The following is a 23,640-nucleotide window of genomic DNA, read 5'->3' on the forward strand; positions in this document are numbered from 1 at the left end:
TGAATGATAAAGATCATGTCCTCACTTGAAAAGCTGGACGATAGATCAGTAATTTACGCCTTTGATCAGAACTGAGTCAACAGAAACTTGCGTGCACCCGCCCTTCACCCCCTGGAGTCGTACCGCCATGCAGAACCTCACTGTCCGGATGCAGCTCTCGCTCGCCTTCGCCTCGCTCGCCGCGCTGGTGCTGGGCGTTTCCTTGCTGTCGCTGTATGACCTGCGCAGCCTGAACGAGACCTTCTCGTACATCGTCCACCAGTCCTCGGTGCAGGAGCTGAGGGCGATCGACGTGCGCGCGGCGGCCAACCGCCGGGCGCTGGCAGTGCGCAACCTGGTGCTGGTGCAGACCCCGGCCGAGCGCGACAAGGAGCACGCCGAGATGACCCGGGCCGGCGAGGACGTGCAGGCCGCGCTCGACGCGCTGCAGGCCTCGCTGGCGGCCGAAGAGCAGCCGGACCCGCGCGACCGCGAACTGCTCGGCCGCATCCAGCAGGTCGAGAAGGCCTACGCCCCGGTGGCGGCATCGATCGCGGCGCTGGCCATGGCGGGCCAGCGCGACGAAGCAATCGCCCGCATGAACACCGACTGCCGGCCGCTGCTGGCCTCGCTGCGCGAAGCGACGGGTGATTTCGTGGCCTACAGCCAGCAGCAATCGAAGGCCACCCTCCAGGCCAGCGAAGCGGCCTATGCGACGCAACGCGCCGTGCTGGCGAGCCTGTGCGCCTTGTCGCTGGCGGTCGCGGCGGCCATGGGCTGGTGGATCACCCGCCGCCTGGTGGGCGCGCTCGGCGCCGAGCCGGCCGACCTGAATGCGGTCGCCCAGCGCGTGGCCGATGGTGACCTGAGCCCGCTGCGCGGGGCCGAGGCTGCGCCGGCGCGCAGCGTGCTGGCCGCGATGGCCCACATGCAGCGCAAGCTGGTGCACCTGATCGGCCAGGTGCGCGCCAGCTCCGACAGCATCGCCACCGCCTCGGCCCAGATCGCGATGGGCAACGCCGATCTCTCCGGCCGCACCGAGCAGCAGGCCAGCGCCCTGCAGCAGACCGCCGCGTCGATGCAGCAGATGACCGAGAGCGTGCGTGTCAATGCCGAAAACGCCCAGCAGGCGCGCCAGCTGGCCAGCGCCGCCGCCGAGGTGGCCAGCCACGGTGGCGAGGTGGTGGGCCACGTCGTTCAGACCATGCAGGGCATCACCGAGTCGAGCCGCCGCATCGGCGACATCATTGGGGTGATCGATGGCATCGCATTCCAGACCAACATCCTGGCGTTGAACGCCTCCGTCGAGGCCGCGCGCGCCGGCGAGCAGGGCCGCGGCTTCGCGGTGGTGGCCAGCGAGGTGCGCGGGCTGGCCCAGCGCAGCGCCAACGCGGCGCGCGAAATCAAGTCGCTGATCGGCGAATCGATCGGCCAGGTCGAGACCGGCAGCGAGCTCGTCGGCCAGGCAGGCCGCACCATGGACGACATCGTGCGCCAGGTCAGGCGCGTCAACGACCTGATCAACGAGATCGGCGCGTCGACGCTGCAGCAATCCAGCGGCATCACGCAGGTCAACCAGGCGGTCGCGTCGATCGACCAGGGCACCCAGCAGAACGCCGCGCTGGTGGAGGAAAGCGCCGCCGCCGCCGAGAGCCTGAGCCAGCAGGCCAAGGGGCTGGCGCAGGTGATCTCGCTGTTCCGCATCGCCGCGCAGCGCGACGACGCCCCGGCCCCGGGCGCGAACGCCCACGCTACGCCGTCTGCAGCATGCCTTTGAAGCTGTAGCCGACCTTGGGCTCCGACTGCAGCGGCACGGCCGACGGCGTGGCCCGCTCGATGCGGCGGCGCAGGCGGTAGATGGCCGCATGCAGCAGGTTGTCGGCCTCGGTGGCCGGATCGCGCCCGAGCCGCTCGCACAGCGTGGCGCGGGTCACGGTGGCGCCGTTGGCCACGGCGAAACACTCCATCACCGCGAAGTCGCCTTCGCTGAGCTCGATGCGGGTGCCCTCGGGCGCCACCAGCGTGTGCGAGGCCCGCTCGAGCCGCCAGACGTTGGATTGCTCGCGGCTGGCGACCACGCGCCGCTGCACCGCCCCGATCGCCAGCGCGACCTGCTCGACGCGCACCGGCTTCATCAGGTACATGTCGGCACCGGCACGCAGCACGTTGTCGAACACCTCGGTGCCGACCCGCCCCGAGACCACCACGATGCCGGCGTGGCCCTTGCGCCGGATCAGGCGGATCAGGTCGATCCCGTCGACGCCGGGCAGCATCAGGTCGACGACGTAGAAATCGAAGTCGAACGCGCCCGCCGAGGTGAGGAAGTCGTCGCTGTCGCCGAACACCGTCGCCGCCACGCCCTGCTGGCGCATGCACTGCGCGAGGTAGTCGGCGTATTCGCGGTCGTCGTCGATGATGGCCAGGGTGGCCGGCAGCGCACTCGTCACGCCTCGATGCCCTGTGGAATGCAGATGCGGATGATGGTACCGCGGGGCTCGCCGGGCATGAGCTCCACCCGACCGCGATGCCGGTCGACCACCCGCCGCACGATGTACAGCCCGAGCCCCGCGCCGGTGCCGGCCCGCGCGTTGGCGCCGCGGGTGCCCTTGTCGAAGACCGTCGGCAGCAGCGTGGGCGGGATCCCCGGCCCCTCGTCGGCCACCTCGAAGCACAGCGACGGCGGGTCTTCGCCGTCGGTGATGCGCAGCCGCACCGGCGAGCCCGGCGGCGAATACGCCAGCGCGTTGACCAGCAGGTTGCACAGCGCCAGCCGCATCATCGCCGGCTGCAGCTGCGCGGTGCGCAGCTCGGAGCGCGACTCCACGACGACGCGGTGGCGCTCATCCGGGCCGATGTCGTGCACCACCAGGCTGACCAGCGCGTCCAGGTCCACCTCGGCCACGCCGCCCGGATCGCCGGCGGTCAGCATCGTGGCGGCGGCCAGCGCGTTGTTGAGCGTGCCGATGACATGGTCGAGCACGTGCTGGGCGCGGTCCAGCCGCTGGCGCACCTCCGGCCGCACCTGGTCGCCGGATTGGGCGATCGCCTGCGCGGCGCCGTCCAGTGCGGCCGACGCATTGTGCAAAGGCTGGCGCACCTCGTGCGCGAGCAACTGCAGCATCTCCTCACGCTCGTCGAGCAGCCGGCGCAGCGTTTCGGATTCGCCCTGCGCCTGCAGGCGGATCGCGCGCTCGCGGGCGAGCTCGCGCGAGTGCTCCAGCTCGCGGGTCAGCGCCTCCTCGGCGTGGTGGCGGCCGATCGCGTAGCGGATGGCGCGCACCAGCATGGGCGCATCGACCTTGCCCTTGATCAGGTAGTCCTGCGCACCGGCCTGCAGCGACTGCACCGCCACCTCCTCGTCGGCCAGCCCGCTGAGCACGATCAGCGTCGGCATGCGCAGGGCGCTCGCGCGCAGGCGCTGCACGGTCTCCAGGCCGTGGCTCTCCGGCAGCCCGAGATCGAGCAGGATCAGGTCGAAGTCGCCCTCGCGAAGCCGCTCGACGCCGCCCCCCAGCGTGGCGGCGTGGCGCACCGTGACGGCCAGGCCCAGCGCGCCGGCCTGGACGAGCAGCATCTCGATCATGCGCGCATCGCCCGGGTTGTCCTCGATCAACAGGATCCGGACGGGTTCGCTCGTTGTCATGCGTCAGTCGGCGGCCGCAGTGGCGCGCGGCAAGGTGAAGTGAAACGCCGAACCCTGCCCCGGCACCGACTCGGGCCAGATGCGCCCGCCGTGGCGCTCCACGATGCGCTTGCACAGCGCCAGCCCGATGCCGGTGCCCGGGTAGGCGCCGCGGCCGTGCAGGCGCTGGAACAGCACGAAGATGCGCTCGAAGTAGGCCGCCTCGATGCCGATGCCGTTGTCGCGCACCGTGACGTGCCAGGCCTCGCCCTCGGGGTGGGCCTCGATGCCGATGCGCGGCGCCGCCTCGCCGCGGAACTTGATCGCGTTGCCGATCAGGTTCTGCATCAGCTGCACGAGCTGCGTCGCGTCGCCGTTGACCTGCGGCAGGGCGCCGACCTCGATGCGCGCGCCGCTTTCCTCGATCGCCAGGCGCAGGTAGCCGAGCGCCGTGTCGACCACGGTGTGCAGCGCCACCGGCGCGAACGGGCGTGCCTTCGTGCCGACGCGCGAGTAGGTCAGCAGGTCGTTGATCAGGCCCTGCATGCGCTTGGCGCCATCGACCGCATAACCGATGAACTCGCGCCCGTCGGCGTCGAGCTTGTCGTGGTAGCGCTGCTCGACGAGCTGCAGGTAGCTGGCGATCATGCGCAGCGGCTCCTGCATGTCGTGCGAGGCCACGTAGGCCAGCTGCTCGAGCTCGGCATTCGAGCGCTGCAGCGCGGCCTGGGCCTGCTCGCGCACCGCCACTTCCTGCGCGAGCTGGTCGTTGCGCTCGGCCAGCTGCCGGCGCATGGCCGACAGCGCGATCTGGGTGCGCACCCGGGCCAGCACCTCGGCGCCGTCCAGCGGCTTGGTCACGTAGTCCACCGCGCCGGCCTGGAAGCCGGTCACCTTCTGCGGCGTGTCCGACAGCGCGGTCATGAAGATCACCGGGATGTCGCGCATCGCCTCATCGGCCTTGAGCCGGCGGCAGGTCTCGAAACCGTCGAGGCCCGGCATCAGCACGTCGAGCAGGATCAGGTCGGGGCGCACCAGCGCGGCCCGGCCGAGCGCCTCCTCGCCGCCCTGGGCCACGACGACCGCGTAGCCCTCGCGCTCCAGCTCGCCGGCCATCACCTGGAGGTTGGCCGGCATGTCGTCGACCACCATCACGATGGGCGGCGGCAGTGGGCTCGGGGAGGCGTCCTGGGGCATGACGGGCAATCCTGCAAGGCAAGGCCAGCACGGCCTTTGCGAAAGCTCAGACCTGCCGCGCGCCCGGGTGATGTTACGCGTTGTGTGCGCCAGCGCCGGGCGCTAGCATGCACCGCAGTAGTCACCACGTTGGAGACCAGTGTGTGGGCGCGGGCAGCGACGACGAAGGTCCCCTCGATGCGATGGGCCGCGGCAGGCGTGCTGGCCGCGGTACCGGCCATGGCGGCAGCCCAGGACGCGGCCCCGCCCGACGCGGCGGCCTCGGCACCGGGCGGGCACGTGGTCGTGGTCGGCCAGCGCGCCAGCCTGGTCAGCGCCCAGCAGATCAAGCGCCAGAGCCTGCCGATCGTCGATTCGGTGGTCGCCGACGACATCATGCGGCTGCCCGATTTCAGCGTCACCGAGGCGCTGCAGCGCGTGACCGGCGTGCAGATCCAGCGCGACCGCGGCGAGGGCACCGCCGTCACCGTGCGCGGACTGAGCCAGGTCGAAACCACGCTGAACGGGCGCGAGGTGTTCACCGCCGGCACCGGCCGCGCGCTCGACTTCGCCGACTTCCCGGCCGAGCTGGTGGCCGGCATCGACGTCTACAAGACCAGTTCGGCCGAGCATCTCGAGGGCGGCATCGGCGGCCTGGTCGACCTGCGCACGCGCCGGCCCTTCGATTTCGCCGGCAGCCAGGTCGTCACCTCGGCGCGCTGGGTCCACGGCGACCTCGGCCAGCGCGATGCGCCGCAACTCGCCGCGCTGGCCAGCCAGCGCTGGGCGCTGGCCAGTGCCGGCGAGTTCGGCGCACTGTTGTCGGCCTCGCTGCAGCGCCGGGCCTGGCGCGAAGACCTGAAGAGCACCGGCACGCCGCTGCTGCGCCCCGACATCGCGCCCGGCGCCACGGTGGCCAGCAGCACCTCCGAAACCACCAGCGTGGGCACGCGGCGGCGCTCGGCGGCGTCGGCCGTGCTGCAGTGGCGCCCCGCACCCGACCGCGAGCTCTACGCCGAGGCTGCCTACCAGGAGTTCGTCACCCGGCAGGATTCGCACCAGATCAACGCCAGCGCGCCGCGGGCGCCGGCCGAGGAAGGCGCCCCCCCGGTGTTCGACCCGTCCAGCGTGGTCTTCTTTCCCGGCAGCACCGAGGTGCAGCGCATCACCTGGCTGAACGCGCCGCTGTCGATCCTGAGCTTCGCCCGCGACACGATCGACCGCAACCAGCAGGCGGCCCTCGGCGGCAGCTGGCGCGGCGAGGCGCTGAGCGTGAAGGCCGACCTCAGCCATGCCCGCAGCTACAACAACCTGTTCTTCAGCGGGCCCATCTTCGCCGGCACGGCCGCCTCGTTCACCCACGACGTTTCCGGCCGCGCGCCCAGCACGCGCGTCGATGGCACCGACCTGTCCGACCCGGCCAACTTCAGCTACGCCGGCATCGCCTACCGCACCCGTCCGTTCCGCGGCGAGCTGACGGCCGCACGGGTCGACGGTGAGTGGGCCCTGGACGATGGGCTGCTGCGCGCGCTGCAGGGCGGCCTGCGCCTCGCGCGCCGCAGCGCGCACAACGCTCCCGGCCTGATCTTCGCGGATGCGCCGGTCAGCGGCATCGGCGCCGACGACATGCCCGGCTTCGTCTCGCCCAACCCCTTCGGCAACTTCTTCCCCGATACCGGGGTGGCCAGCCTGCGCGACTACATGGTCGGCAACCTGGCGCTGGCGCGCGACCCGGCGGCGCTGCGCGAGGCCTTCGGCATCACCGCGCCGATCCCCGACAGCGGCAACCCACTGAGCCTGTGGCACATCGGCGAGACGACGCAGGCGGCCTACGTGCAAGCCCCGTTCGAGCATGCGGCCTGGCGGCTGGACGGGCAGTTCGGCCTGCGCGCGGTCCGCACGCACGAGGCGGTCGACGGTTACCAATCGGTGCCCAGCAGCGGCGACATCGCCCAGATCGCGATCGACAGCAGCTACACCGATTGGCTGCCGAGCGCCAACCTGCGCTGGCGGCCGATCGCGCGCTGGACCGTGCGCGCGGCCGCATCGAAGACCGTGACGCGGCCCAGCTTCGAGCAGCTCTCGCCCTCGCTGACCCTGGTGCCCAACCCGGTCGACCCGCGGCTGAACCAGGGCTTTGCCGGCAACCCGGCGCTACACCCCGTGCGCGCGGAGAACCTCGACCTCGCGCTCGAGCACGATGCTGGCGCCGCCGGCGCGGTCGCGCTGACCGGTTTCGTCAAGTGGGTCGACGGTTTCGTCGCCAATGCCAGCACGCCCGAGATGCACGACGGCCAGCTCTACCAGGTCAACCGCCCCTACAACAGCCAGCGCGCCCGCATCCAGGGCCTGGAGCTCGGCGGCCACTGGTTCTTCCTCGGCCTGCCGGGCGCCTGGCGGGGCCTCGGTGTGCAGGCCAGCTACACGTACATCGACAGCGAGACGCCGAACATCCTGCTGGCCGCGCGCACGCCGCTGCAAGGCCTGTCGCGCAACAGCGCCAACCTGATCGGCCTGTACGAATACGGTCCGGTCACCGCGCGGGTGGCGTGGAACTGGCGCGAGCGCTTCATCAGCGGCACCACCCTCATCGCCGGCGTGGGCGCCTTCCCGGCCTACACCGCCGGCTACAGCTGGCTCGACGCGTCGCTGCAGTACCGGGTGAACGAGCGGCTGACCGTGGCCGTGGAAGGCGGGAATCTGTCGCGCACGATGCGCCGTTCGTACTACGGCAGCGCGACCCGGCCTCAAGCTGCGCTGTTGAATGACCGACAGTACAGCATCGGCGCCACGCTGCGCTTCTGAGCGACCCGACAGCCCATGGTTGCCGGGCGGACAATCCGCCACGATGTACGACGACCGCTGCCCGCCGACACCGCCAGCTCTGTTGCGCCGCCTGGCGCAGCGCCTGGCGCCATGGTTGCTGGCGCTGGCGGCGGCGCTGGCGGCGGCGCCCGCACGGGCCGCGATCGACCTGCCGGCCTGGCGCCGTGACGCCGCCGCGGCGCGCGTGCTGGCCGAGAACGACCTGCCGCGCGCCATGGCCGAGGCACGCCGCCTCGAGGCCGCGCTGCCGCCCGACGCGCCGGCCACCGACCGCGCACGCGTGCTGAACCTGCTGGCGCGCATCGAGACCTACCAGGGGCTGAGCATCGAGTCGGAAGTGCATTCAAAGCAGGCCTTCGAGATCGCTTCCGCCAGCGGCGACAAGATCGGCCAGGCCGAGTCCGACCTGAACGTGGCCTTGAATTCGATCAACCTGGGCAAGCTCGAAGAGCTGGTCAAGTCGACCAACCGCGCGGTCGCCACGCTCGAGAACGTGGACCGGCCCGATCTGCTGAGCGAGGCGCTGTTGCGCGCCACCGTGATGTACCGCCGCTTCGAGCAGTTCGAGGAGTCGGTGGCCGTTGCCGTGCAGGCGATGGAGATCGCGCGCCGATCGGGCAACCCGCTCGCACTGGCCTACGCGCACCAGGGGCTCGCGATCTCCTACGACCAGAGCTTCCGCCAGGCTGAATCGCAGCAGCACTACCAGGACATGCTGGTGCAGGCCCGAGCGGCCAAGTCGCGCATGATGGAAGGGTTCTCGGTCAGCGGCATGGCAGCGCAGGCGTTGCGCAAGAAGGATTACCTCGTCGGCGAGCGCCTGTCGCGCGACAGCCTGGTGATCTTTCGCGAAATCGGCGCGCCCTTCGCCGAGGCCTTCGCGCACTACGGCCTGGCCGAGGCGCTGCGCGCGCAATCGCGTCTCGGGGAGGCGATGGCCGAACTGGAAAAGGCCCATGCGATCTACGATCGCCGCCCGAACCGCATCGGCCTGTGGTTCGTCCTGAACACGCGCAGCGCCATCCAGCAGGCGCTGAAGAATTTCGCGGCGGCGCAGGCCGATGCCGAGCAGGGCTACGACATCGCCAAGAGCCTGGGCTTTGCCATCTACACCAGTGCAGGCGCGTTGCGGCTGTCCGAGGTGGCCGCCGCGCGCGGCGACTACAAGCAGGCCTACGCCTGGTCCAACCAGGCACGCGAGCTGTCCGGCCAGGCGGCCCGCGAGCGTGCCAGCCGCCGCATGGTGGAATTGACCCAACGCTACGAGAGCGAAAGCCGGCAGCGCCAGATCGACGAGCTGACACACCGCAACGAGCAGCAGACCGCCGAGCTGCGCCAGCGGGAGCTGCAGCAGCGCTGGCTGTGGACGCTGCTGGTGGGCAGCGTCGTGGTGACGACCACCATCGTCTACTTCCTGCTGCGCCTGCGCCGCTCGCACCAACTGCTGCGTTCGGTCAACGCCGAGCTGGCGCGCTCGCGCGATGCGGTGCGCGAGCTCAATGCCGGCCTCGAGCTGCGCATCGAAGCGCGCACGGCCCAGCTGCGCCAGCAGGCGCGCTACCTGCGCACCCTGATCGACATGCTGCCGCTGTGGGCCTGGTTCAAGGACACCGACAACCGCTACCTCGTCACCAACCAGGCGCATGCCCGAGCGCGCGGGCACCGTGCCGACGAGATGATCGGCAAGACCGACCGCGAGCTGCTGCCGGCACCGCAGGCCGAGGCATCCCTGGCCGAGGATGCGCAGGTGATGGCCTCGCGCGAACGGCGCATCACCGAGATCGCCGTGCCCGACAACGGGCGCGAGACCTGGATGGAAAGCTTCAAGGCCCCGGTGCTCGACGACGACGGCACGCTGCTGGGCACCGTCGGCGTGGCGCGCGACATCAGCGCGCAGAAGGCCACCGAGGCGGCACGCGAGGCCGCGCTCGAGGAAGCCCACCGCCTGGCCGGCACCCGCAGCGCCTTCCTCGCGCAGATGAGCCACGAGTTGCGCACGCCGCTGAACGCCATCCTCGGCTTCGCCCAGATCCTGCAGAGCCACGCGCCGCTGGACGAGCGCCAGGCACGCAGCGTGGCGATCATCCAGCAAAGCGGCCAGCACCTGCTGGCGCTCATCAACGACGTGCTGGATCTGGCGCGGGTGGATGCCGGCAAGCTCGAGCTCGCGCCGCACGACATGCCGCTGGCCCCCTTCCTGGCGGTGGTGACCGACATCATCCGCGTCAAGGCCGACGAGAAGGGGCTGACCTTCAGCGTCTCCGCGCCGCCCGACCTGCCGGCCGCCGTTCGGGCCGACGAGATGCGGCTGCGCCAGGTGCTGCTGAACCTGCTGGCCAATGCCGTCAAGTTCAGCGATGCCGGCCTGGTCACCTTGCGCCTGCGGCGCTTGCCCGTCGAAGGCGCCACCGGCGAGCCGCCTCTGCTGAGGCTGCGCTTCGAGGTCAGCGACAGCGGTGTCGGCATGAGCGCCGAGCAGTTGGCCCGACTGTTCCAGCCCTTCGAGCAAGTCGGCGACGCGCGCCGCCGCTCGGGCGGCACCGGGCTGGGGCTGGCGATCAGCCACCAGCTCGTGCGCCTGATGGGCAGCGAGCTGCGCGTGCGCAGCCAACCCGGCCAGGGCAGCGTGTTCTGGTTCGATCTCGACCTGCCGATATCCGCCGAACCGGCCGACGGCGGCGCCGATGCCGGGCCGCTGCTGGGCTACGAAGGCCGGCGCCGGCGCGTGCTGGTGGTGGACGACGCGGCGCCGCTGCTCGCGCTGATGAGCGACTCGCTGGGCGTGGCCGGCTTCGAGGTGGCCTGCGCCGCCAACGGGCAGGAGGCGCTGGACCGCGCCGTCAGCTTCCAGCCCGACCTGGTCGTGATGGACATGACGATGCCGGTGCTCGGTGGGCTGGACGCGCTGCGCCGGCTGCGCGCGATGCCGGCCTTCGCCGACCTGCCGGTGATCATGAGCACGGCCAGCGAGCGCGGCGGCGCCGAAGCCGCCTGCATGGCGGCTGGTGCCAGCATGTTCCTGCCCAAGCCGGTCGACCCGCCGGTGCTGCTGCGCGCCATCGGCCGCCTGCTGGGCCTGAGCTGGATCCACGCCGGCGCCGAGCAGCAGACCTCGGCCCCGCTCGACGGCGACGGCGCGGTGGTCAGCTTGCCCGAGGACGAGATGCAGGCCCTGCTGCGCCTGGCGCGCTTCGGCAACATGCGCGAGATCCGTGCCCGCGCCGAGCACCTGCAATCGCTCGACCCGCGCTACACCGCCTTCGCCGAGCGCCTGCGCCGCTTGGCCGACGGCTACCAGTCGCAGGCCATCCTGGCGCTGGTCGAATCCTGCCAGCCTGCCTGATCGTCAGGTGCATCGCGCACCTTTCAGGGTTTTCACGGGCGCCGGTTTGTACGGTCGTACAACACAATTTGAACGATCGTACAAACCACTCCGCATTCCCTGCCCGCACCATGAAGCTGCTGACCTACCGCCACACGCAAGCCACCGAGATCGGCGCGCTGCTGCCCGGCGGCACCGAGCTGCTGCGGCTGCAAGCGGCCAGCGTGCTGCGCAACGGGCAGCCCGCGGCCTGCTTCATCGACATGCTGGCTTTCCTGCGTGGCGACGAGGCTGCGCGCGAGCGCGCACAGCGCCTCATCGACTGGGCCCTCGCCAACCGGCCTGATGGCCTGCTGCTGAAGGCCGGCGAGGTCGACTGGCTCGCGCCGGTGCCGGTGCCCGAGTCGATCCGCGAGTTCATGAACTTCGAGCAGCACGTGATCAACTGCGCGCGCCGCTTCGGCATGCCGCCGTGGCGGCAGAAGCTCGATCGTCTCGTCGAGCGCCGCTTCGGCCGCGCGCGCACGCTGGCCTACCGCAGCAGCCGGCCCTGGTACGAGCGGCCGGTGTACTACAAGGGCAACCGCTTCTCCGTCGTCGGGCCCGGGGCCGAGGTGCAGATCCCGCACTACACGAAGGTGTTCGACTACGAGCTCGAGTTCGGCATCTTCCTGTCGCGCGGCGGCCGCAACATCCCGCGCGAGCGGGCCCACGAGCACATCGGTGGCTATGTGGTCTTCAACGATTTCTCGGCGCGCGACATCCAGGGCCGCGAGATGGGCGGCCGGCTCGGCCCCGCCAAAGGCAAGGATTTCGACACCGGCAATGCGATGGGCCCGCTGCTCGTCACGCCCGACGAGATCCCCGACCCCTACGACCTGGCGATGCAGGCGCGCATCAACGGCGAGCGTGTCTCGCTGGGCAACAGCCGCGACATGCGCTTCCGCTTCGACGACGTGCTGCACTACGTCTCGCAGGCCGAAACGCTGCACCCCGGCGAGTTCTTCGGCTCGGGCACCTGCTCGGGCGCCGAGGGCGTGGGCTGCGGCGCCGAGCACGGCCGCTTCCTGAAGCCGGGCGACGTGATCGAGCTGGAGGTCGAGCACCTGGGCGTGCTGCGCAACCGCATCGTGGCCGCGCCGGCCGAGGCGCATGCCGCGCCGATCCTTCAACCGCTGCAGCCTGCCTGGAGCTGAGCCGATGGCCACTGCCCGAAAGAAAGCCGCACCCGCAAGCGAAGCCCCCGACCGCCGGCAGAACATCCTGCTCGCGGCCGAGAAGCTGTTCGGACTGCGCGGCTTCCACGCGGTGTCGATCCGCGACATCGCCGCCGAGGCCGGCGTGCCGCTGGCGCTGGTGGGCTACTACTTCGGCGCCAAGCACGAGCTGTATCACGCGATCTTCGAATCCTGGCAGGGCTCGATCGACCAGCGCCTGGCCGCCTTGCGCGCCGCGGCGGGCGACCTGCGGGCGAAGGACACGCTGGAGCGCATCCTCGCCGCGTGGATCAACCCACTGGTCGAGCTGGCGCGCCACCCTGAAGGGCAGTACTACGCGCTGATGGCCGCCCGCGACCTCGCCTCGCCGACGCCCGAATCCGAACGCGCGCAGCGCGAGTTCTTCGATCCGATGGCCCACGCCTTCATCGACACGCTGCAGCAGGTGTTCCCCAAGGCGACGCGCGCCCAGGTGGCCTGGTGCTACCAGTTCATGCTCGGCGCGGTGCTGCACTACCTGACCGACGTGCGCGTCGAGCGCCTGTCGCGCGGCGAAGCCCGCGCGGCCGACCCGGCGGCGCAGGCGGCCTTGATGCGTTTCGTCGCCGCGGGCTTTCGCGGCGTGCTGCCCTGACCGAACCGAACGACACGAGCCCCGAAGGAGACAAGACCATGGACACCCTCAACCCGCTGACCCGCCGGGCCGCCCTGGCCCGCGCCACCGCGATCGCCGGCGCACTCGCGGCACCCGCGTTCGCCACCCGCGCCGCGACGACGAAGATCACCTACGGCTACTCGGCCGTGTCCGACTTCGCAACCGTCTTCATCGCCGCCGACGAGGGCCTGTTCGCCCGGCGCGGGCTGGAGGTCGAGCCCAGGTTCATCCCGATCAACTCGACCATTCCGGCCGCCATCCAGGCCGGCTCGCTGCAGATGGGCGGGCCCACGCCGACCGGCTACCTGCAGGCGGTGCTGGGCGGGCTGGACCACGTGGTCGTCGGCGGTGGTGGCGTGCTGTCCAAGACCTACACCGAGCTGGGCCTCGTCGCCCGCGCCGGCGCCGGCATCCGCAGTGCGCAGGACTGCGTGGGCAAGAAGATCGGCGTGCCCGGCATCGGCGCCTTGCTGCACGTCGCGTTCCGCCAGTGGCTCAAGCTCAACGGCATCGATGCGAACAGCGTCAGCTTCGTCGAGTCGCCCTTCCCGCAGCATGCCGACATGCTGCGCGGCGGCGCGATCGATGCCGTCGTCACCGGCGGGCCCTTCATGACCCGCATCGTCGACGGTGGTGGCGGCTACGTCGCCTCGTACTTCACGACCTTCCTGCCCGAGGGCTACCCCACCGTGCTGCATGTGGCGCGGCGCGACTGGGCTGCCGCCAACGCCGCCGCGGTGCGCGGCTTCCGCGAGGCGATCAACGAGGCCGCCGCCTTCCTGCTGCAGCCGAAGAACGACGTTCGCGTGCGCGAGCTGATGGCCAAGTACCTGAAGCTGCCGGCGCCGGCGGTCGCGAAGATGCAGATCTCGCCGCCCGGCCCGATCGTGACGGCCAAGCAGCTGCAGTGGTGGGGCACCTTGCTGCGCGAGCAGGGCCTGGCCAGCACGCAGCCGAACTACGCCGAACTGATCGCCAAGGCCTGATGCGATGAACGCCGCCATGGCCCCGGTGATGAGCCTTCGCACCACGCCCCGCAACGCCGCGCCGCCGCGTGAGACGGTGCTCGAATTCGACGCGCTGGCCGTGCGGCTCGGCGGGCGCGAGATCCTCACGCCCACCCACCTCGCCATCGGCCATGGCGAGTTCGTCTGCGTGATCGGCCCGTCGGGCTGCGGCAAGACCACGCTGCTGCGTGCCGCTGCCGGCTTCGTGCCGGCCACCGGCGGCGCGGTGCGCCGCCACGGCCGGCCGGTGACGGGCCCGTCGCGCGAGGTCGCCTTCGTGTTCCAGGACTACGGCCGCGCGCTGCTGCCCTGGCGCACGGTCGCCGGCAACATCAGCCTGGCGCTGGAGGCGGCCGGCGTGCCGAAACCCGAGCGCCCGGCGCGCATCGAGCGCGTGCTGGCAACCGTCGGGCTCGCGGCCCATGCGACGAAGTTCCCCGCCCAGCTCTCGGGCGGCATGCAGCAGCGCGTGCAGATCGCCCGCTGCCTGGCGCAGGAGCCCGAGCTGCTGATGATGGACGAGCCCTTCGGTGCGCTCGACGCGATGACCCGCGAGCGCCTGCAGGACGAGCTCGCCCGGCTGGTCCGCGAGCAGGGCCTGACGGTGATGTTCGTCACCCACGACCTCGAGGAAGCCATCTACCTCGGCGACCGCGTCATCGCGCTGCGCGCCAACCCCGGGCCCGATCGGCCCAGCCTGGCGCGCGTGATCGAGGTGCCGATCGACCACCCGCGCGACCAGCTCGCGACCAAGGAGCATCCCGAGTTCCTGCGCCTGCGGCGCGAGCTCTACCAGCACCTGGGCCACGGCCATGGCTGAGCGCGTGCTGCACCTGCTGCGGGCCCTCGCCGTGCCGGCTGCGCTGTTGGTGCTGCTGGAGGCCTACGCCCGCACCGCCGGCCAGGCCAGCGACGCGCTGGCACCGCCCAGCGCCGCGGCGCTGGCCTTCGTGCGCCTGGTGGCCCACGGCGCGCTGCTCGAGGCCACCGGCTTCACGCTCACCGCCGCCGCGCTGGGCCTGGCGGCAGGCAGCGCGCTGGGCATCGTGCTGGGGGTTGCGCTGGGCCTGTCGCGCCGGCTGTCGGCGAGCTGCTCGCTTTCGATCGAGCTGTTGCGCCCGGTGCCCTCGGTGGCGCTGATCCCGCTGGCGATGCTGGTGTTCGGCTTCGGGCTGAACATGGAGCTGGCGGTGGTGGCCTTCGCCACCTTCTGGCCGATGCTGGTGCTCACCCGCGCCGCGGTGCAGCAGGTCGAGCCGAGGCTGCTCGAGGTGTCGGCCGCGCTCGGCCTGTCGCCGCTGGCGCGCGCCCACAAGATCGTGCTGCCCGCCGTGTTGCCGCGCCTGTTCGTCGCGCTGCGCCTGGGCGTGGCGATCGCGCTGGTAGTGGCGGTGACCGTCGAGATCGCGGCCAACCCGAGCGGCATGGGCTATGCGCTGATGCTGGCGCAGCAGAGCCTGGATCCGGCGCAGATGCTGGCCTGGCTGGGCTGGATCGGGCTGCTGGGCTACGTGCTCAATGCGCTGGCACTGCGCCTGCAGCGCGCGCTCGCTCACCGCATGGGCGAGGTGGCCCCATGACCGGCCGGCAATTCGCCACGGCGATCGCCAGGGCGGCCGAAGCGGGCGCTGTGCTCGCCGCGCTCGTCGGCCTGTGGTGGTCGGCCAGCCACGCCGGCTGGATCAGCCGGGTCTTCCTGCCCACGCCCGAGGCGGCCGGTGCCAGCCTCGTCGACGGCTTGGCGGGCGGCCCGCTGGCCGGCTTCACGCTGGCCACGCTGGGCCGCATGCTGGCCGGCTGGCTGCTGGCCTCGCTGCTGGGCATTGCGCTGGGCCTGTGGATCGGCAGCTCGGCCACGGCACGCACCTGGCTGCAACCGATGCTCGAGTTCGTGCGACCGTTGCCGGCCTCGGCACTGGTGCCGCCGGCGATCGCGGTGTTCGGCCTGTCCAGCGGCATGGTGCTGTCCGTCGTCGCCTTCGGCGCGATGTGGCCGGTGCTGCTGGCCACCGTGCACGGCGTGGCTGGCGTGCACGCGCGGCTCAATGAAGTCGCCGCCGCGCTGCAACTCTCGCGCATCACCTTCGTGCTGCGCATCGCACTGCCGCACGCGCTGCCCGATATCCTGGCCGGCATGCGGCTGGCGATGACGGTCTCGCTGATCATCTCGGTCGTCGGCGAGATGATCGCCTCGCAGTCGGGCCTCGGCCAGGCCATCTTGCTGGCCGCGCGCTCGTTTCGCGCGAGCGAGCTTTTTGCCGGCGTGATCCTGCTCGGGGCGATCGGCGTCGTCAGCAACACCGGCCTCGCACTGGCCGAACGCCGGCTGCTGCGCTGGCAACAACACCCCTGAGGAAGGACCCATTCATGACCCGCCGCTTCGTCGACCTGTCGATCTTTCTCGAAAACGACGTCGCCTCCGACCCGCCCGGGCTGGAGCCGAAGATCACCTACTTCACCCACGAGCACACCTACGAGCAGATCGCGCCGTTCTTTCCCGGCCTGCGGCGCGAGGACCTGCCCGATGGCGAAGGCTGGGCGGTCGAGCTGGTGCAGCTGTCGACCCACAACGGCACCCACCTCGATGCGCCCTGGCACTTCCACAGCACGATGGATGCGGCGCTGGGTGACAAGCGCCCCTCCATCGCCATCCACGAGGTGCCGCTGGAGTGGTGCTTTCAGCCCGGCGTGAAGCTGGATTTCCGCGACCGGCCCGACGGCCACGTGGTCGGCGCCGACGAGGTCGAGGCGGAGCTCGCGCGCATCGGCCACGAGCTGAAGCCGCTCGAGATCGTCGTCGTCAACACCCGCGCCGGCTCGCGCTACGGCCAGCCCGACTACGTCTCGGCCGGAGCCGGCATGGGCTACGACGCGACGATGTACCTGCTCGAACGCGGCGTGCGCCTGACCGGCACCGACGCCTGGAGCTGGGACGCGCCCTTCGTGCACACCGCCAAGAAGTACACCGCGTCGCACGACGCCTCGCTGATCTGGGAAGGCCACAAGGCCGGCCGCGACATCGGCTACTGCCACCTCGAGAAGCTGCACAACCTCGAGGCGTTGCCCCCCGATGGCTTCTTCATCAGCTGCTTCCCGCACAAGGTGCGCGGCGCTTCCGCCGGCTGGACACGGGCCGTGGCGATCTTCGACGACGCGCTGATGTCCACCGTGAGCTGAGGCCCACGGGGCCTCCACAAAACACCCGAGGGCACGGCCACCGTGCCCCGACCCGAGACAACTTTCTCTCTCCTCCCAGCGATGGTGGCCCCGCCCCGGGGCGGGCTGCCGCATGCGCTTTTCTTCACCACCACGCCAGGAGACATCGATGAAACCCGCCCACCTCTTTCGCGCCGGCGCCGGCTGCGCCGCCACGCTCGCTCTTCTCGCCGCGCTGCCCGCCGCCGCGCAATCCAGCGTCACCGTCTACGGTGTGTTCGACCTCGCCATCGCGCAGCGCCAGCTCGCCGGCCAAGAGGCCGTGCGCAACGTCGACAGCGGCTTGATGGAAACCTCGCACATCGGCTTTCGCGGCAGCGAAGACCTTGGGCAAGGGCTGAAGGCCAACTTCGACCTCAGCAGTTTCATCCGCCTGGACGCCGGCGAGGCCACGCGCGGCATCCCCGGCGAAGCCTTCTGGAGCCGCGCCGCCTGGGCCGGCCTGTCGGGCGACTGGGGCAGCCTGCGCCTGGGCCGCGTCTCGACGGCGAACTTCATCGCGACGATGCGCTTCAACCCCTTCGGCCCGGCCGCGGGGCTGAACCCGACCTTCCTGCACACCTACATCGGCAGCGCCGCGCAGCCGATGACCACCGGCAGCGGCGCGACCGACTCGGCCTGGAGCAACTCGCTGTCCTACGCCTCGCCGAACGTCGCGGGCTTCGTGCTGGGCCTGCAAGCCGCGCCGTCGGAGGGCGGCACCGCCGGCAGGCGCGTGGGGGCGAGCTTGAGCTACGGGGCGCCCGGCCAGCCGCTGGCGGCGATGCTGACCTACGACCGCACCGAGCACGCCACGCTGAGCTTCCCGCTCGCCATTCCCACGCTGCCGGGCGCCGTGCCGCCCTTCACCGGCACCGACTTCGCGACCTGGCAGCTCGGCGTGTCGTGGGATGTCGGTGCCGCCAAGCTGTTCGGCCAGGTCGCCGACACGCAGATCGACGGCAGCCGCGCCGGCCCGCCACCTGCCGCCAAGACCATCGACCTGCGCACCTGGCAGCTCGGCGTCTCGGTACCGCTCGGTGCCGGCGCGCTGCTCGCCTCGGCGGCGCGCACCGAGCGCGACCTGAACTTCAGCGGCCTGGGCGCCACGGACCAGAGCCGCACGACGATCTCGGTCGGCTACGACTACAACCTGTCCAAGCGCACCGACGTCTACGCCGTCGCGATGGGCGACCGCGTCACGGATCTCGACAGCGGCACCACGCTCGCGCTGGGCCTGCGGCACCGGTTCTGAACATCGACCGATTTCGCTGAGGAGAGCGAATTGGGGTGCCGCAAGGTACCCCTTTTTTTCGCCGGCCAGGCACCCGGCGAGCGCCCCTATCATCGCCGCCACGATATCCGGGGGGAGGGAAAGGCCGTGAAGGTCCTGCGCCGCCGCCGGCGCGCATTACGTCGACCTGGCCGACGGCCGCCGCTTCGTGTGCGACTTCCCTGCCGTGCTGCAGGCCGACGTCGCGGCCGCCGGCCGCGTGGCCGTCAGCGGTGCCAGCACCGTGCCGGCCTTGTCGTCGGCGGTGGTCGAGCAACTGTGTACCGGCTGGCAGGCCATCGACAGCATCGACCTGTGCATCGCGCCCGCGCAGTCCGCGCCGCGCGGCGAAGCCACGCTGGCCGCCGTGCTGGGCTACTGCGGCGCACCGATCGAGGTCTGGCAGGGTGGGCGCTGGCGGGCCCGGCGCGGCTGGGCCGAGCCCGAGCCGGTGCGCTTCAAGCGCCTCGCGCCGCGTCGCGGCGCGCTGTGCGACATCCCCGACCTCGAGCTGTTCCCGGCGCGCTACCGGGTGCGGCAGCGCGTGATGTTCCGCGCGGCGCTCGAGGTCGGCCTCGCGCAACGCGCCTTCGCGCTGCTGGCCGGCCTGCGCGCTGCCGGCTGGCTGCGCCGGCCCGAGCGGCTCGCGCCGCTGCTGACGCGCAGCGCGCCGATGCTCGACGCCCTGGGCAGCGCGCTGGGCGGCATGGTCGTTCGCGTGCGCGGCATCGACGGTGCAGGCCGTGCTGCCGGTCGCGCCTGGCACGTCGCCGCCGACCACGACCACGGCCCCGAAATCCCGTGCATGGCCGCCATCCTGCTGGCACGCCGCCTCGCCCGCGGGGACGGCCCCGCACCCGGCGCGCACACCGCCACCGGTCTGCTGCCGCTGGCCGACTTCGCGCCCGAGTTCGAACGCTGGGGCATGGTGACCGACATCGAAGACGAGGCGGACGCCGTATGACCGGCTACGTCGTGCTCAAGTGGCTGCACGTGCTGTCCAGCGTGTTGCTGGTGGGCACTGGCTTCGGCTCGGCGTTCTATCTGTTCTTCGCCAACCGCAGCGGCAGCATTGCCGCGCAGGCGGTGGTGGCACGGCTGGTGATGCGGGCGGACACCTGGTTCACCACGCCGGCGGTCATCGCGCAGCCGATCACCGGACTGTGGCTGGCGCATCTGGCCGGCTGGCCGCTCAGCACGCCCTGGCTGGCACTGGCGATGGCGCTCTACCTGGTCGCCGGTGCCTGTTGGCTGCCGGTGCTGTGGCTGCAGGCGCGCATGGCCGCGATGGCGGGTGATGCGCTGCGCGGCAACTGCGCATTGCCATCACGCTACTGGCTCCATGCGCGCTGGTGGGAGCGGCTCGGCTACCCGGCCTTCACCGCGATGCTGGTCGTGTACTACCTGATGGTCGCCAAGCCGCCGCTGTGGGGGTAGGCGCCGCTCAGGGCAGCAGCACGCTGCTGCCCGTGGTCTGACGCGCCTCCAGCTCGCGGTGCGCGCGCGCCGCCTCGGCCAGCGGGTAGCGCTGGTCGATGCGGATCCTCACCGCGCCGGACTGGACCACCTGGAACAGCTCGTCGGCCATCGCCTGCGTGCGCTCGCGCGTCGCGATGTGGGTGAACAGCGTCGGCCGGCTGACGAACAGCGAGCCCTTGGCCGCCAGCACGCCGATGTCCAGCGGCGCCGGCTTGCCCGAGGCGCTGCCGAAGTTGGCCAGCAGGCCGAAGGGCGCCAGGCAGTCGAGCGACTTCATGAAGGTGTCGGCGCCGACCGAGTCGTAGACCGCCTTCACGCCCTTGCCGCCGGTGATCTCCTTGACCCGCGCGACGAAGTCCTCGTGCCGGTAATTGATGACGTGGGCCGCGCCATGGTCACGCGCCAGCGCGCATTTCTCGTCGCTGCCAGCGGTGCCGATCAGCTGCAGGCCGAGCGCACGCGCCCACTGGCAGGCGATCAGGCCGACGCCGCCGGCCGCGGCGTGGAACAGCACGAAGTCGCCGGCGTGCAGCCCGCCTTGCGGCAGCGTCTGGCGCAGCAGGTACTGCGCGGTCAGGCCCTTGAGCATCATCGCCGCACCGGTCTCGAAGTCGATCGCGTCGGGCAGGCGCACCACGCACCTGGCCGGCATCACGCGGCGCTCGCAGTAGCTGCCGGGCGGCTGGCTGGCGTAGGCGGCGCGGTCGCCGGCCTCGAGGTGCAGGACACCCTCGCCGACCGCCTCGACGATGCCGGCGCCTTCCATGCCCAGCTGCAGCGGCAGCGGGTTCGCGTACACCCCCGTGCGCTGGTAGACATCGATGAAATTCAAGCCGATCGCCTCGTGGCGGATGCGCACCTCGCCCGGGCCCGGTTCGCCGACCTGGGTGTCGACGAGCTGCATCTGCTCGGGTCCGCCGTAGGCGTTGATCTGGATGGCGCGGCTGGGCAAGGTCATCGGGCGGCTCCTCGTTCGGTTTGTACGGTCTCGGGTATCGTGCCACCCTTTGCCGATCGCCGCGCCGCCCCGCCGATGAAACCCCACGCCCTGACCCCGCGACTTGCGCTGCTGCTGACGCTGCCGCCGCTGCTGTGGGCCGGCAACGCGGTGGTCGGGCGGCTGGCGGTGGGCGCGGTGCCGCCGGTGGCGCTGAACTTCACGCGCTGGCTGCTCGCCTTCGCGCTGCTGTGGCCGCTCGGCCGCCGCGCGCTGGCCGACCGCGCGGCCCTGGCCGAACGCTGGCCGCACCTGGCGCTGCTGGGCCTGCTCGGCATGGGCAGCTACAACGCGCTGCAGTACCTCGCGCTGCACAGCTCGACGCCGCTGAACGTGACCCTGATTGCCGCCAGCATGCCGGCCTGGATGCTGGCCTTCGGCATGCTCCTGCATGGCGTGCGCCCCACAGGCCGCGAACTGGCGGGTGCGCTGCTGTCGCTGGCCGGCGTGGCCCTGGTGATCGCGCGCGGCGAGCCGGCGCGGCTGGCCGAGCTGAAGTTCGTCGCCGGCGACCTGCTCATGCTGCTGGCGGTCGTCAGCTGGGCGCTGTACAGCTGGCTGCTGGCGCGGCCGCCGGCCTCGATGCGCGACGAGCAACGGCCCGACTGGGACTGGGCCGGCTTCCTGCTGGTGCAGATCGCCTTCGGCCTGACCTGGAGCGGTGCCGCGGCCGGCGTCGAGGCGCTGGTGGCCGACGACGCGCGCTGGCACTGGTCGCCCTGGGTGCCGGCCATCCTGCTGTACGTGGCCGTCGGTCCGTCGCTCGTGGCCTACCGATGCTGGGGCCTGGGCGTGTCGACCGTCGGGCCGGCGGTGGCCTCGTTCTTCGGCAACCTGACCCCGGTGTTCGCGGCCATCCTGTCGGCCGCGCTGCTCGGCGAGGTGCCGCGCTGGTACCACGGCGCGGCCTTCGCGCTGATCGTCGGCGGCATCTGGTGGTCGACGCGCCGGGCGCGCTGACGGCGAGCGGATCGCCACACGACGCACGAGCCCCGGCGGCTGAGTCCAGAATCCGCTCCATGAACCTTCGACGCCACCTCATCCAGCTCGCCGGCGCGCTGGCGCTGACCGCGTTCGCCGGCGCCCACGCCGCCAGCGGCCCCTACGACGAAACCGCCGACGCACGGCAGGACGTGCAGCACGCCTTCGATGCCGCGGCCAAGGCCAACCGCCCGGTGTTGATCATCTTCGGCGCGAACTGGTGCAAGGACTGCCGTGCGCTCGACGCCGCGCTGAAGGCCCCGGCCAATGCCGGGCTGATCGGCAAGGAGTTCGTCGTCGTCAAGGTCGACGTCGGCAACTTCGATCGCCACCTCGACATCGCCGAGCGCTACGGCAACGCGATCAAGAAGGGGATCCCGGCGGCCGCGGTGCTGTCGCCGAAGCAGGAGCTGCTCTACACCACCCGCGGCGGCGAACTTGCCAACGCGCGGCAGATGAGCGAGACCGGCGTCTACGACTTCTTCCGCCAGGTCGTCGCGAGCGCGAGAGCCGGCCGGTGAACGCTGAAACGCCCGCCGGCATCCTGCGCTTCTGGTTCGGCGACGAGCCGCGCAGCGCGGCCACGAGCCCGGATTGCGCCCGGCTGTGGTGGAGCAAGCAGCCCATGGTCGACGCGGCGATGCGCGACCGCTTCGGGCCGTGGGTCGAGCGCGCAGGCGCCGGCGCGCTCGACGATTGGGCGGCGACACCCGAAGGCCGGCTCGCGCTGATCCTGCTCACCGACCAGTTCCCGCGCAACATCCACCGCGGCACGCCGGCGTCGTTCGCGCTCGACCCCCGGGCCCGTGCCTGGTGCCGCGAGGGCCTGGCCACCGGCGCCTTCGACACCCTGCTGCCGATCCAGCGCCTGTTCGCCTACCTGCCGCTCGAGCATTCGGAATCCCTGTACGACCAGGATCGCTGCGTCGGTCTGATGCAGGGCCTGCGCGCCGAGGCGCGGGCGGCCGAGCGCAGCGCCTACGACGGCTTCGTCGACTACGCCGAGCGCCACCGCGAGGTCATCCGCCGCTTCGGCCGCTTCCCGCATCGCAACGTGGTGCTCGGCCGTGAGAGCACGGCCGAGGAGCAGGCCTTCCTGCAGACACCCGGCTCGTCGTTCTAGAACGTTCCGGGGTACAGGCCGCCGTCGAGCAGCCAGTTCTGGCCGGTGATGAAGCCGGCGTGTGCGCTGCAGAGGAATGCGCAGGCGGCGCCGAATTCCTCCGGCGTGCCATAGCGCTGCGCGGGCACCGCGAGACGGCGCTGGTCCCACACCGATTCGGCGGGGCGGCCCTGCCGCTCGGCGGCGGCCTGCATGGTCTTTCGCAGGCGGTCGGTGTCGAAGGGCCCCGGCAGCAGGTTGTTGATCGTCACGTTGCGCCCGGCCAGCCGCGGCTGGCGCGCGAGGCCGGCGATGAAACCGGTCAGCCCGCTGCGCGCACCGTTGGACAGGCCCAGCGTGTCGATCGGCGCCTTCACCGCGGCCGAGGTGATGTTGACGACGCGGCCGAAACCGCGCTGCGCCATCGCGTCGACCGTCGCCTTGATCAGCGCGATCGGGGTCAGCATGTTGGCGTCCAGCGCAGCGATCCACGCGTCGCGGTCCCAGTCGCGGAAGTCGCCCGGCGGCGGCCCGCCGGCGTTGTTGACGAGGATGTCGATCTGCGGTGCCGCCTCGAGGGCCGCGACGCGGCCCTCCTCGGTCGTGATGTCGCCGGCGACCGGCCGCACCTCGATGCCTGGCGCGAGCCGGCGCAACTCGGCCGCCGTCTCGTGCAGCGCGTCGAGCCCGCGCGCGGTGATCACCACGTTGACGCCCTCGGCGGCCAACGCCGCCGCGCAGCCCTTGCCCAGCCCCTTGCTCGCCGCGCAGACGAGCGCCCACTTGCCCTTCAACCCGAGGTCCATTGC

Annotated in this window: 21 protein-coding genes; 16 read left to right on the forward strand and 5 right to left on the reverse strand. The window is 71.5% G+C overall.

The annotated features are described in order from the left end of the window. The first annotated feature begins 127 nt into the window (after positions 1 to 127). Entirely contained in the window at positions 128 to 1,756 is a 1,629-nt protein-coding gene (locus VJ693_RS15170; RefSeq protein ID WP_324155424.1) for a methyl-accepting chemotaxis protein, read from the forward strand. On the opposite strand, the gene VJ693_RS15175 is transcribed toward VJ693_RS15170, so the two are convergent. The 3 genes from VJ693_RS15175 to VJ693_RS25710 are packed head-to-tail and all read right to left on the reverse strand — an operon-like array spanning position 1,731 to position 4,798. Continuing rightward, positions 1,731 to 2,426 carry a response regulator transcription factor gene (locus VJ693_RS15175; RefSeq protein ID WP_324155426.1) on the reverse strand — a complete coding sequence of 232 codons (696 nt, stop codon included), beginning with the start codon at positions 2,424 to 2,426 and terminating at the stop codon, positions 1,731 to 1,733. The genes VJ693_RS15170 and VJ693_RS15175 overlap by 26 nt on opposite strands. Next, the gene (locus VJ693_RS15180; protein WP_324155428.1) at positions 2,423 to 3,622 is read right to left on the reverse strand and encodes a hybrid sensor histidine kinase/response regulator; all 1,200 of its coding nucleotides are present in this window, start codon (positions 3,620 to 3,622) and stop codon (positions 2,423 to 2,425) included. Before VJ693_RS15180 ends, VJ693_RS15175 begins: the two co-directional genes overlap by 4 nt. Before the next feature lie 3 nt (positions 3,623 to 3,625). Continuing rightward, entirely contained in the window at positions 3,626 to 4,798 is a 1,173-nt protein-coding gene (locus VJ693_RS25710) for a sensor histidine kinase (RefSeq protein WP_414652291.1), read from the reverse strand. 177 nt (positions 4,799 to 4,975) lie between these two features. Between VJ693_RS25710 and VJ693_RS15195 the strand changes: the two genes are divergently transcribed. The 12 genes from VJ693_RS15195 to VJ693_RS15250 all read left to right on the forward strand — a co-directional run bounded on the left by VJ693_RS15195 (position 4,976) and on the right by VJ693_RS15250 (position 19,709). After that, positions 4,976 to 7,582 (forward strand): TonB-dependent receptor, encoded by a 2,607-nt coding sequence (locus tag VJ693_RS15195; protein WP_324155430.1) that lies wholly within the window; start codon positions 4,976 to 4,978, stop codon positions 7,580 to 7,582. Between the two features lie 43 nt (positions 7,583 to 7,625). Then, on the forward strand, positions 7,626 to 10,946 hold the full coding sequence (locus VJ693_RS15200; RefSeq protein WP_324155431.1) for an ATP-binding protein: 3,321 nt from the start codon (positions 7,626 to 7,628) through the stop codon (positions 10,944 to 10,946). 110 nt (positions 10,947 to 11,056) lie between these two features. Next, positions 11,057 to 12,121, forward strand: coding sequence for a fumarylacetoacetate hydrolase family protein (locus VJ693_RS15205; RefSeq protein ID WP_324155432.1), 1,065 nt, complete (start codon positions 11,057 to 11,059; stop codon positions 12,119 to 12,121). A gap of 4 nt (positions 12,122 to 12,125) precedes the next feature. After that, positions 12,126 to 12,776, forward strand: coding sequence for a TetR family transcriptional regulator (locus tag VJ693_RS15210; RefSeq protein WP_324155434.1), 651 nt, complete (start codon positions 12,126 to 12,128; stop codon positions 12,774 to 12,776). Positions 12,777 to 12,814: 38 nt separating this feature from the next. Continuing rightward, complete coding sequence (locus tag VJ693_RS15215) at positions 12,815 to 13,783, forward strand: ABC transporter substrate-binding protein (protein ID WP_324155436.1); 969 nt, start codon at positions 12,815 to 12,817, stop codon at positions 13,781 to 13,783. A 4-nt stretch (positions 13,784 to 13,787) separates the two neighbouring features. Beyond that, positions 13,788 to 14,624, forward strand: a complete 837-nt coding sequence (locus VJ693_RS15220; RefSeq protein WP_414652292.1) for an ABC transporter ATP-binding protein — start codon at positions 13,788 to 13,790, stop codon at positions 14,622 to 14,624. Further along, positions 14,617 to 15,384, forward strand: a complete 768-nt coding sequence (locus VJ693_RS15225; protein ID WP_324155437.1) for an ABC transporter permease — start codon at positions 14,617 to 14,619, stop codon at positions 15,382 to 15,384. The genes VJ693_RS15220 and VJ693_RS15225 overlap by 8 nt, the downstream gene beginning before the upstream one ends. Next, on the forward strand, positions 15,381 to 16,157 hold the full coding sequence (locus tag VJ693_RS15230; RefSeq protein WP_324155438.1) for an ABC transporter permease: 777 nt from the start codon (positions 15,381 to 15,383) through the stop codon (positions 16,155 to 16,157). The genes VJ693_RS15225 and VJ693_RS15230 overlap by 4 nt, the downstream gene beginning before the upstream one ends. Positions 16,158 to 16,171: 14 nt before the next feature. Then, positions 16,172 to 16,981: a cyclase family protein gene (locus VJ693_RS15235; protein WP_324155440.1), complete on the forward strand. Its 810-nt coding sequence runs from the start codon at positions 16,172 to 16,174 to the stop codon at positions 16,979 to 16,981. 148 nt (positions 16,982 to 17,129) lie between these two features. Continuing rightward, entirely contained in the window at positions 17,130 to 18,254 is a 1,125-nt protein-coding gene (locus VJ693_RS15240; protein WP_324155441.1) for a porin, read from the forward strand. Positions 18,255 to 18,441: 187 nt separating this feature from the next. Continuing rightward, positions 18,442 to 19,236 (forward strand): saccharopine dehydrogenase, encoded by a 795-nt coding sequence (locus VJ693_RS15245; protein ID WP_324155442.1) that lies wholly within the window; start codon positions 18,442 to 18,444, stop codon positions 19,234 to 19,236. After that, a complete protein-coding gene (locus VJ693_RS15250) occupies positions 19,233 to 19,709 on the forward strand; it encodes a DUF2269 domain-containing protein (protein ID WP_324155444.1) in 477 nt (158 codons plus the stop codon). Before VJ693_RS15245 ends, VJ693_RS15250 begins: the two co-directional genes overlap by 4 nt. Before the next feature lie 7 nt (positions 19,710 to 19,716). Here VJ693_RS15250 and VJ693_RS15255 read toward each other — a convergent pair whose 3' ends face one another. Then, positions 19,717 to 20,709, reverse strand: coding sequence for a quinone oxidoreductase (locus VJ693_RS15255; RefSeq protein ID WP_324155445.1), 993 nt, complete (start codon positions 20,707 to 20,709; stop codon positions 19,717 to 19,719). A gap of 75 nt (positions 20,710 to 20,784) precedes the next feature. Between VJ693_RS15255 and VJ693_RS15260 the strand changes: the two genes are divergently transcribed. From VJ693_RS15260 to VJ693_RS15270, 3 genes are read left to right on the forward strand one after another with little or no spacing between them, the layout of a single operon-like run. Next, positions 20,785 to 21,708, forward strand: coding sequence for a DMT family transporter (locus VJ693_RS15260; RefSeq protein ID WP_324155447.1), 924 nt, complete (start codon positions 20,785 to 20,787; stop codon positions 21,706 to 21,708). 59 nt (positions 21,709 to 21,767) lie between these two features. Beyond that, positions 21,768 to 22,250, forward strand: coding sequence for a thioredoxin family protein (locus VJ693_RS15265; RefSeq protein ID WP_324155448.1), 483 nt, complete (start codon positions 21,768 to 21,770; stop codon positions 22,248 to 22,250). Continuing rightward, positions 22,247 to 22,852: a DUF924 family protein gene (locus VJ693_RS15270; RefSeq protein WP_324155450.1), complete on the forward strand. Its 606-nt coding sequence runs from the start codon at positions 22,247 to 22,249 to the stop codon at positions 22,850 to 22,852. Before VJ693_RS15265 ends, VJ693_RS15270 begins: the two co-directional genes overlap by 4 nt. On the opposite strand, the gene VJ693_RS15275 is transcribed toward VJ693_RS15270, so the two are convergent. Beyond that, the gene (locus VJ693_RS15275; RefSeq protein WP_324155451.1) at positions 22,849 to 23,637 is read right to left on the reverse strand and encodes an SDR family oxidoreductase; all 789 of its coding nucleotides are present in this window, start codon (positions 23,635 to 23,637) and stop codon (positions 22,849 to 22,851) included. The two genes, VJ693_RS15270 and VJ693_RS15275, sit on opposite strands and share 4 nt — an antisense overlap. Positions 23,638 to 23,640 lie beyond the last annotated feature (3 nt).

It is taken from the genome of Ideonella sp. (assembly GCF_035254525.1).
Classification (GTDB): Bacteria; Pseudomonadota; Gammaproteobacteria; order Burkholderiales; family Burkholderiaceae_C; genus Ideonella.

Bases quoted from the DNA above. Each gene is read 5' to 3' on its own strand.
- VJ693_RS15170 (WP_324155424.1), top strand. From the start codon at position 128: ATGCAGAACCTCACTGTCCGGATGCAGCTCTCGCTCGCCTTCGCCTCG.
- VJ693_RS15180 (WP_324155428.1), bottom strand. From the start codon at position 3,622: ATGACAACGAGCGAACCCGTCCGGATCCTGTTGATCGAGGACAACCCG.
- VJ693_RS25710 (WP_414652291.1), bottom strand. From the start codon at position 4,798: ATGCCCCAGGACGCCTCCCCGAGCCCACTGCCGCCGCCCATCGTGATG.
- VJ693_RS15195 (WP_324155430.1), top strand. From the start codon at position 4,976: ATGCGATGGGCCGCGGCAGGCGTGCTGGCCGCGGTACCGGCCATGGCG.
- VJ693_RS15200 (WP_324155431.1), top strand. From the start codon at position 7,626: ATGTACGACGACCGCTGCCCGCCGACACCGCCAGCTCTGTTGCGCCGC.
- VJ693_RS15205 (WP_324155432.1), top strand. From the start codon at position 11,057: ATGAAGCTGCTGACCTACCGCCACACGCAAGCCACCGAGATCGGCGCG.
- VJ693_RS15210 (WP_324155434.1), top strand. From the start codon at position 12,126: ATGGCCACTGCCCGAAAGAAAGCCGCACCCGCAAGCGAAGCCCCCGAC.
- VJ693_RS15215 (WP_324155436.1), top strand. From the start codon at position 12,815: ATGGACACCCTCAACCCGCTGACCCGCCGGGCCGCCCTGGCCCGCGCC.
- VJ693_RS15220 (WP_414652292.1), top strand. From the start codon at position 13,788: ATGAACGCCGCCATGGCCCCGGTGATGAGCCTTCGCACCACGCCCCGC.
- VJ693_RS15225 (WP_324155437.1), top strand. From the start codon at position 14,617: ATGGCTGAGCGCGTGCTGCACCTGCTGCGGGCCCTCGCCGTGCCGGCT.
- VJ693_RS15230 (WP_324155438.1), top strand. From the start codon at position 15,381: ATGACCGGCCGGCAATTCGCCACGGCGATCGCCAGGGCGGCCGAAGCG.
- VJ693_RS15235 (WP_324155440.1), top strand. From the start codon at position 16,172: ATGACCCGCCGCTTCGTCGACCTGTCGATCTTTCTCGAAAACGACGTC.
- VJ693_RS15240 (WP_324155441.1), top strand. From the start codon at position 17,130: ATGAAACCCGCCCACCTCTTTCGCGCCGGCGCCGGCTGCGCCGCCACG.
- VJ693_RS15250 (WP_324155444.1), top strand. From the start codon at position 19,233: ATGACCGGCTACGTCGTGCTCAAGTGGCTGCACGTGCTGTCCAGCGTG.
- VJ693_RS15255 (WP_324155445.1), bottom strand. From the start codon at position 20,709: ATGACCTTGCCCAGCCGCGCCATCCAGATCAACGCCTACGGCGGACCC.
- VJ693_RS15260 (WP_324155447.1), top strand. From the start codon at position 20,785: ATGAAACCCCACGCCCTGACCCCGCGACTTGCGCTGCTGCTGACGCTG.
- VJ693_RS15265 (WP_324155448.1), top strand. From the start codon at position 21,768: ATGAACCTTCGACGCCACCTCATCCAGCTCGCCGGCGCGCTGGCGCTG.
- VJ693_RS15275 (WP_324155451.1), bottom strand. From the start codon at position 23,637: ATGGACCTCGGGTTGAAGGGCAAGTGGGCGCTCGTCTGCGCGGCGAGC.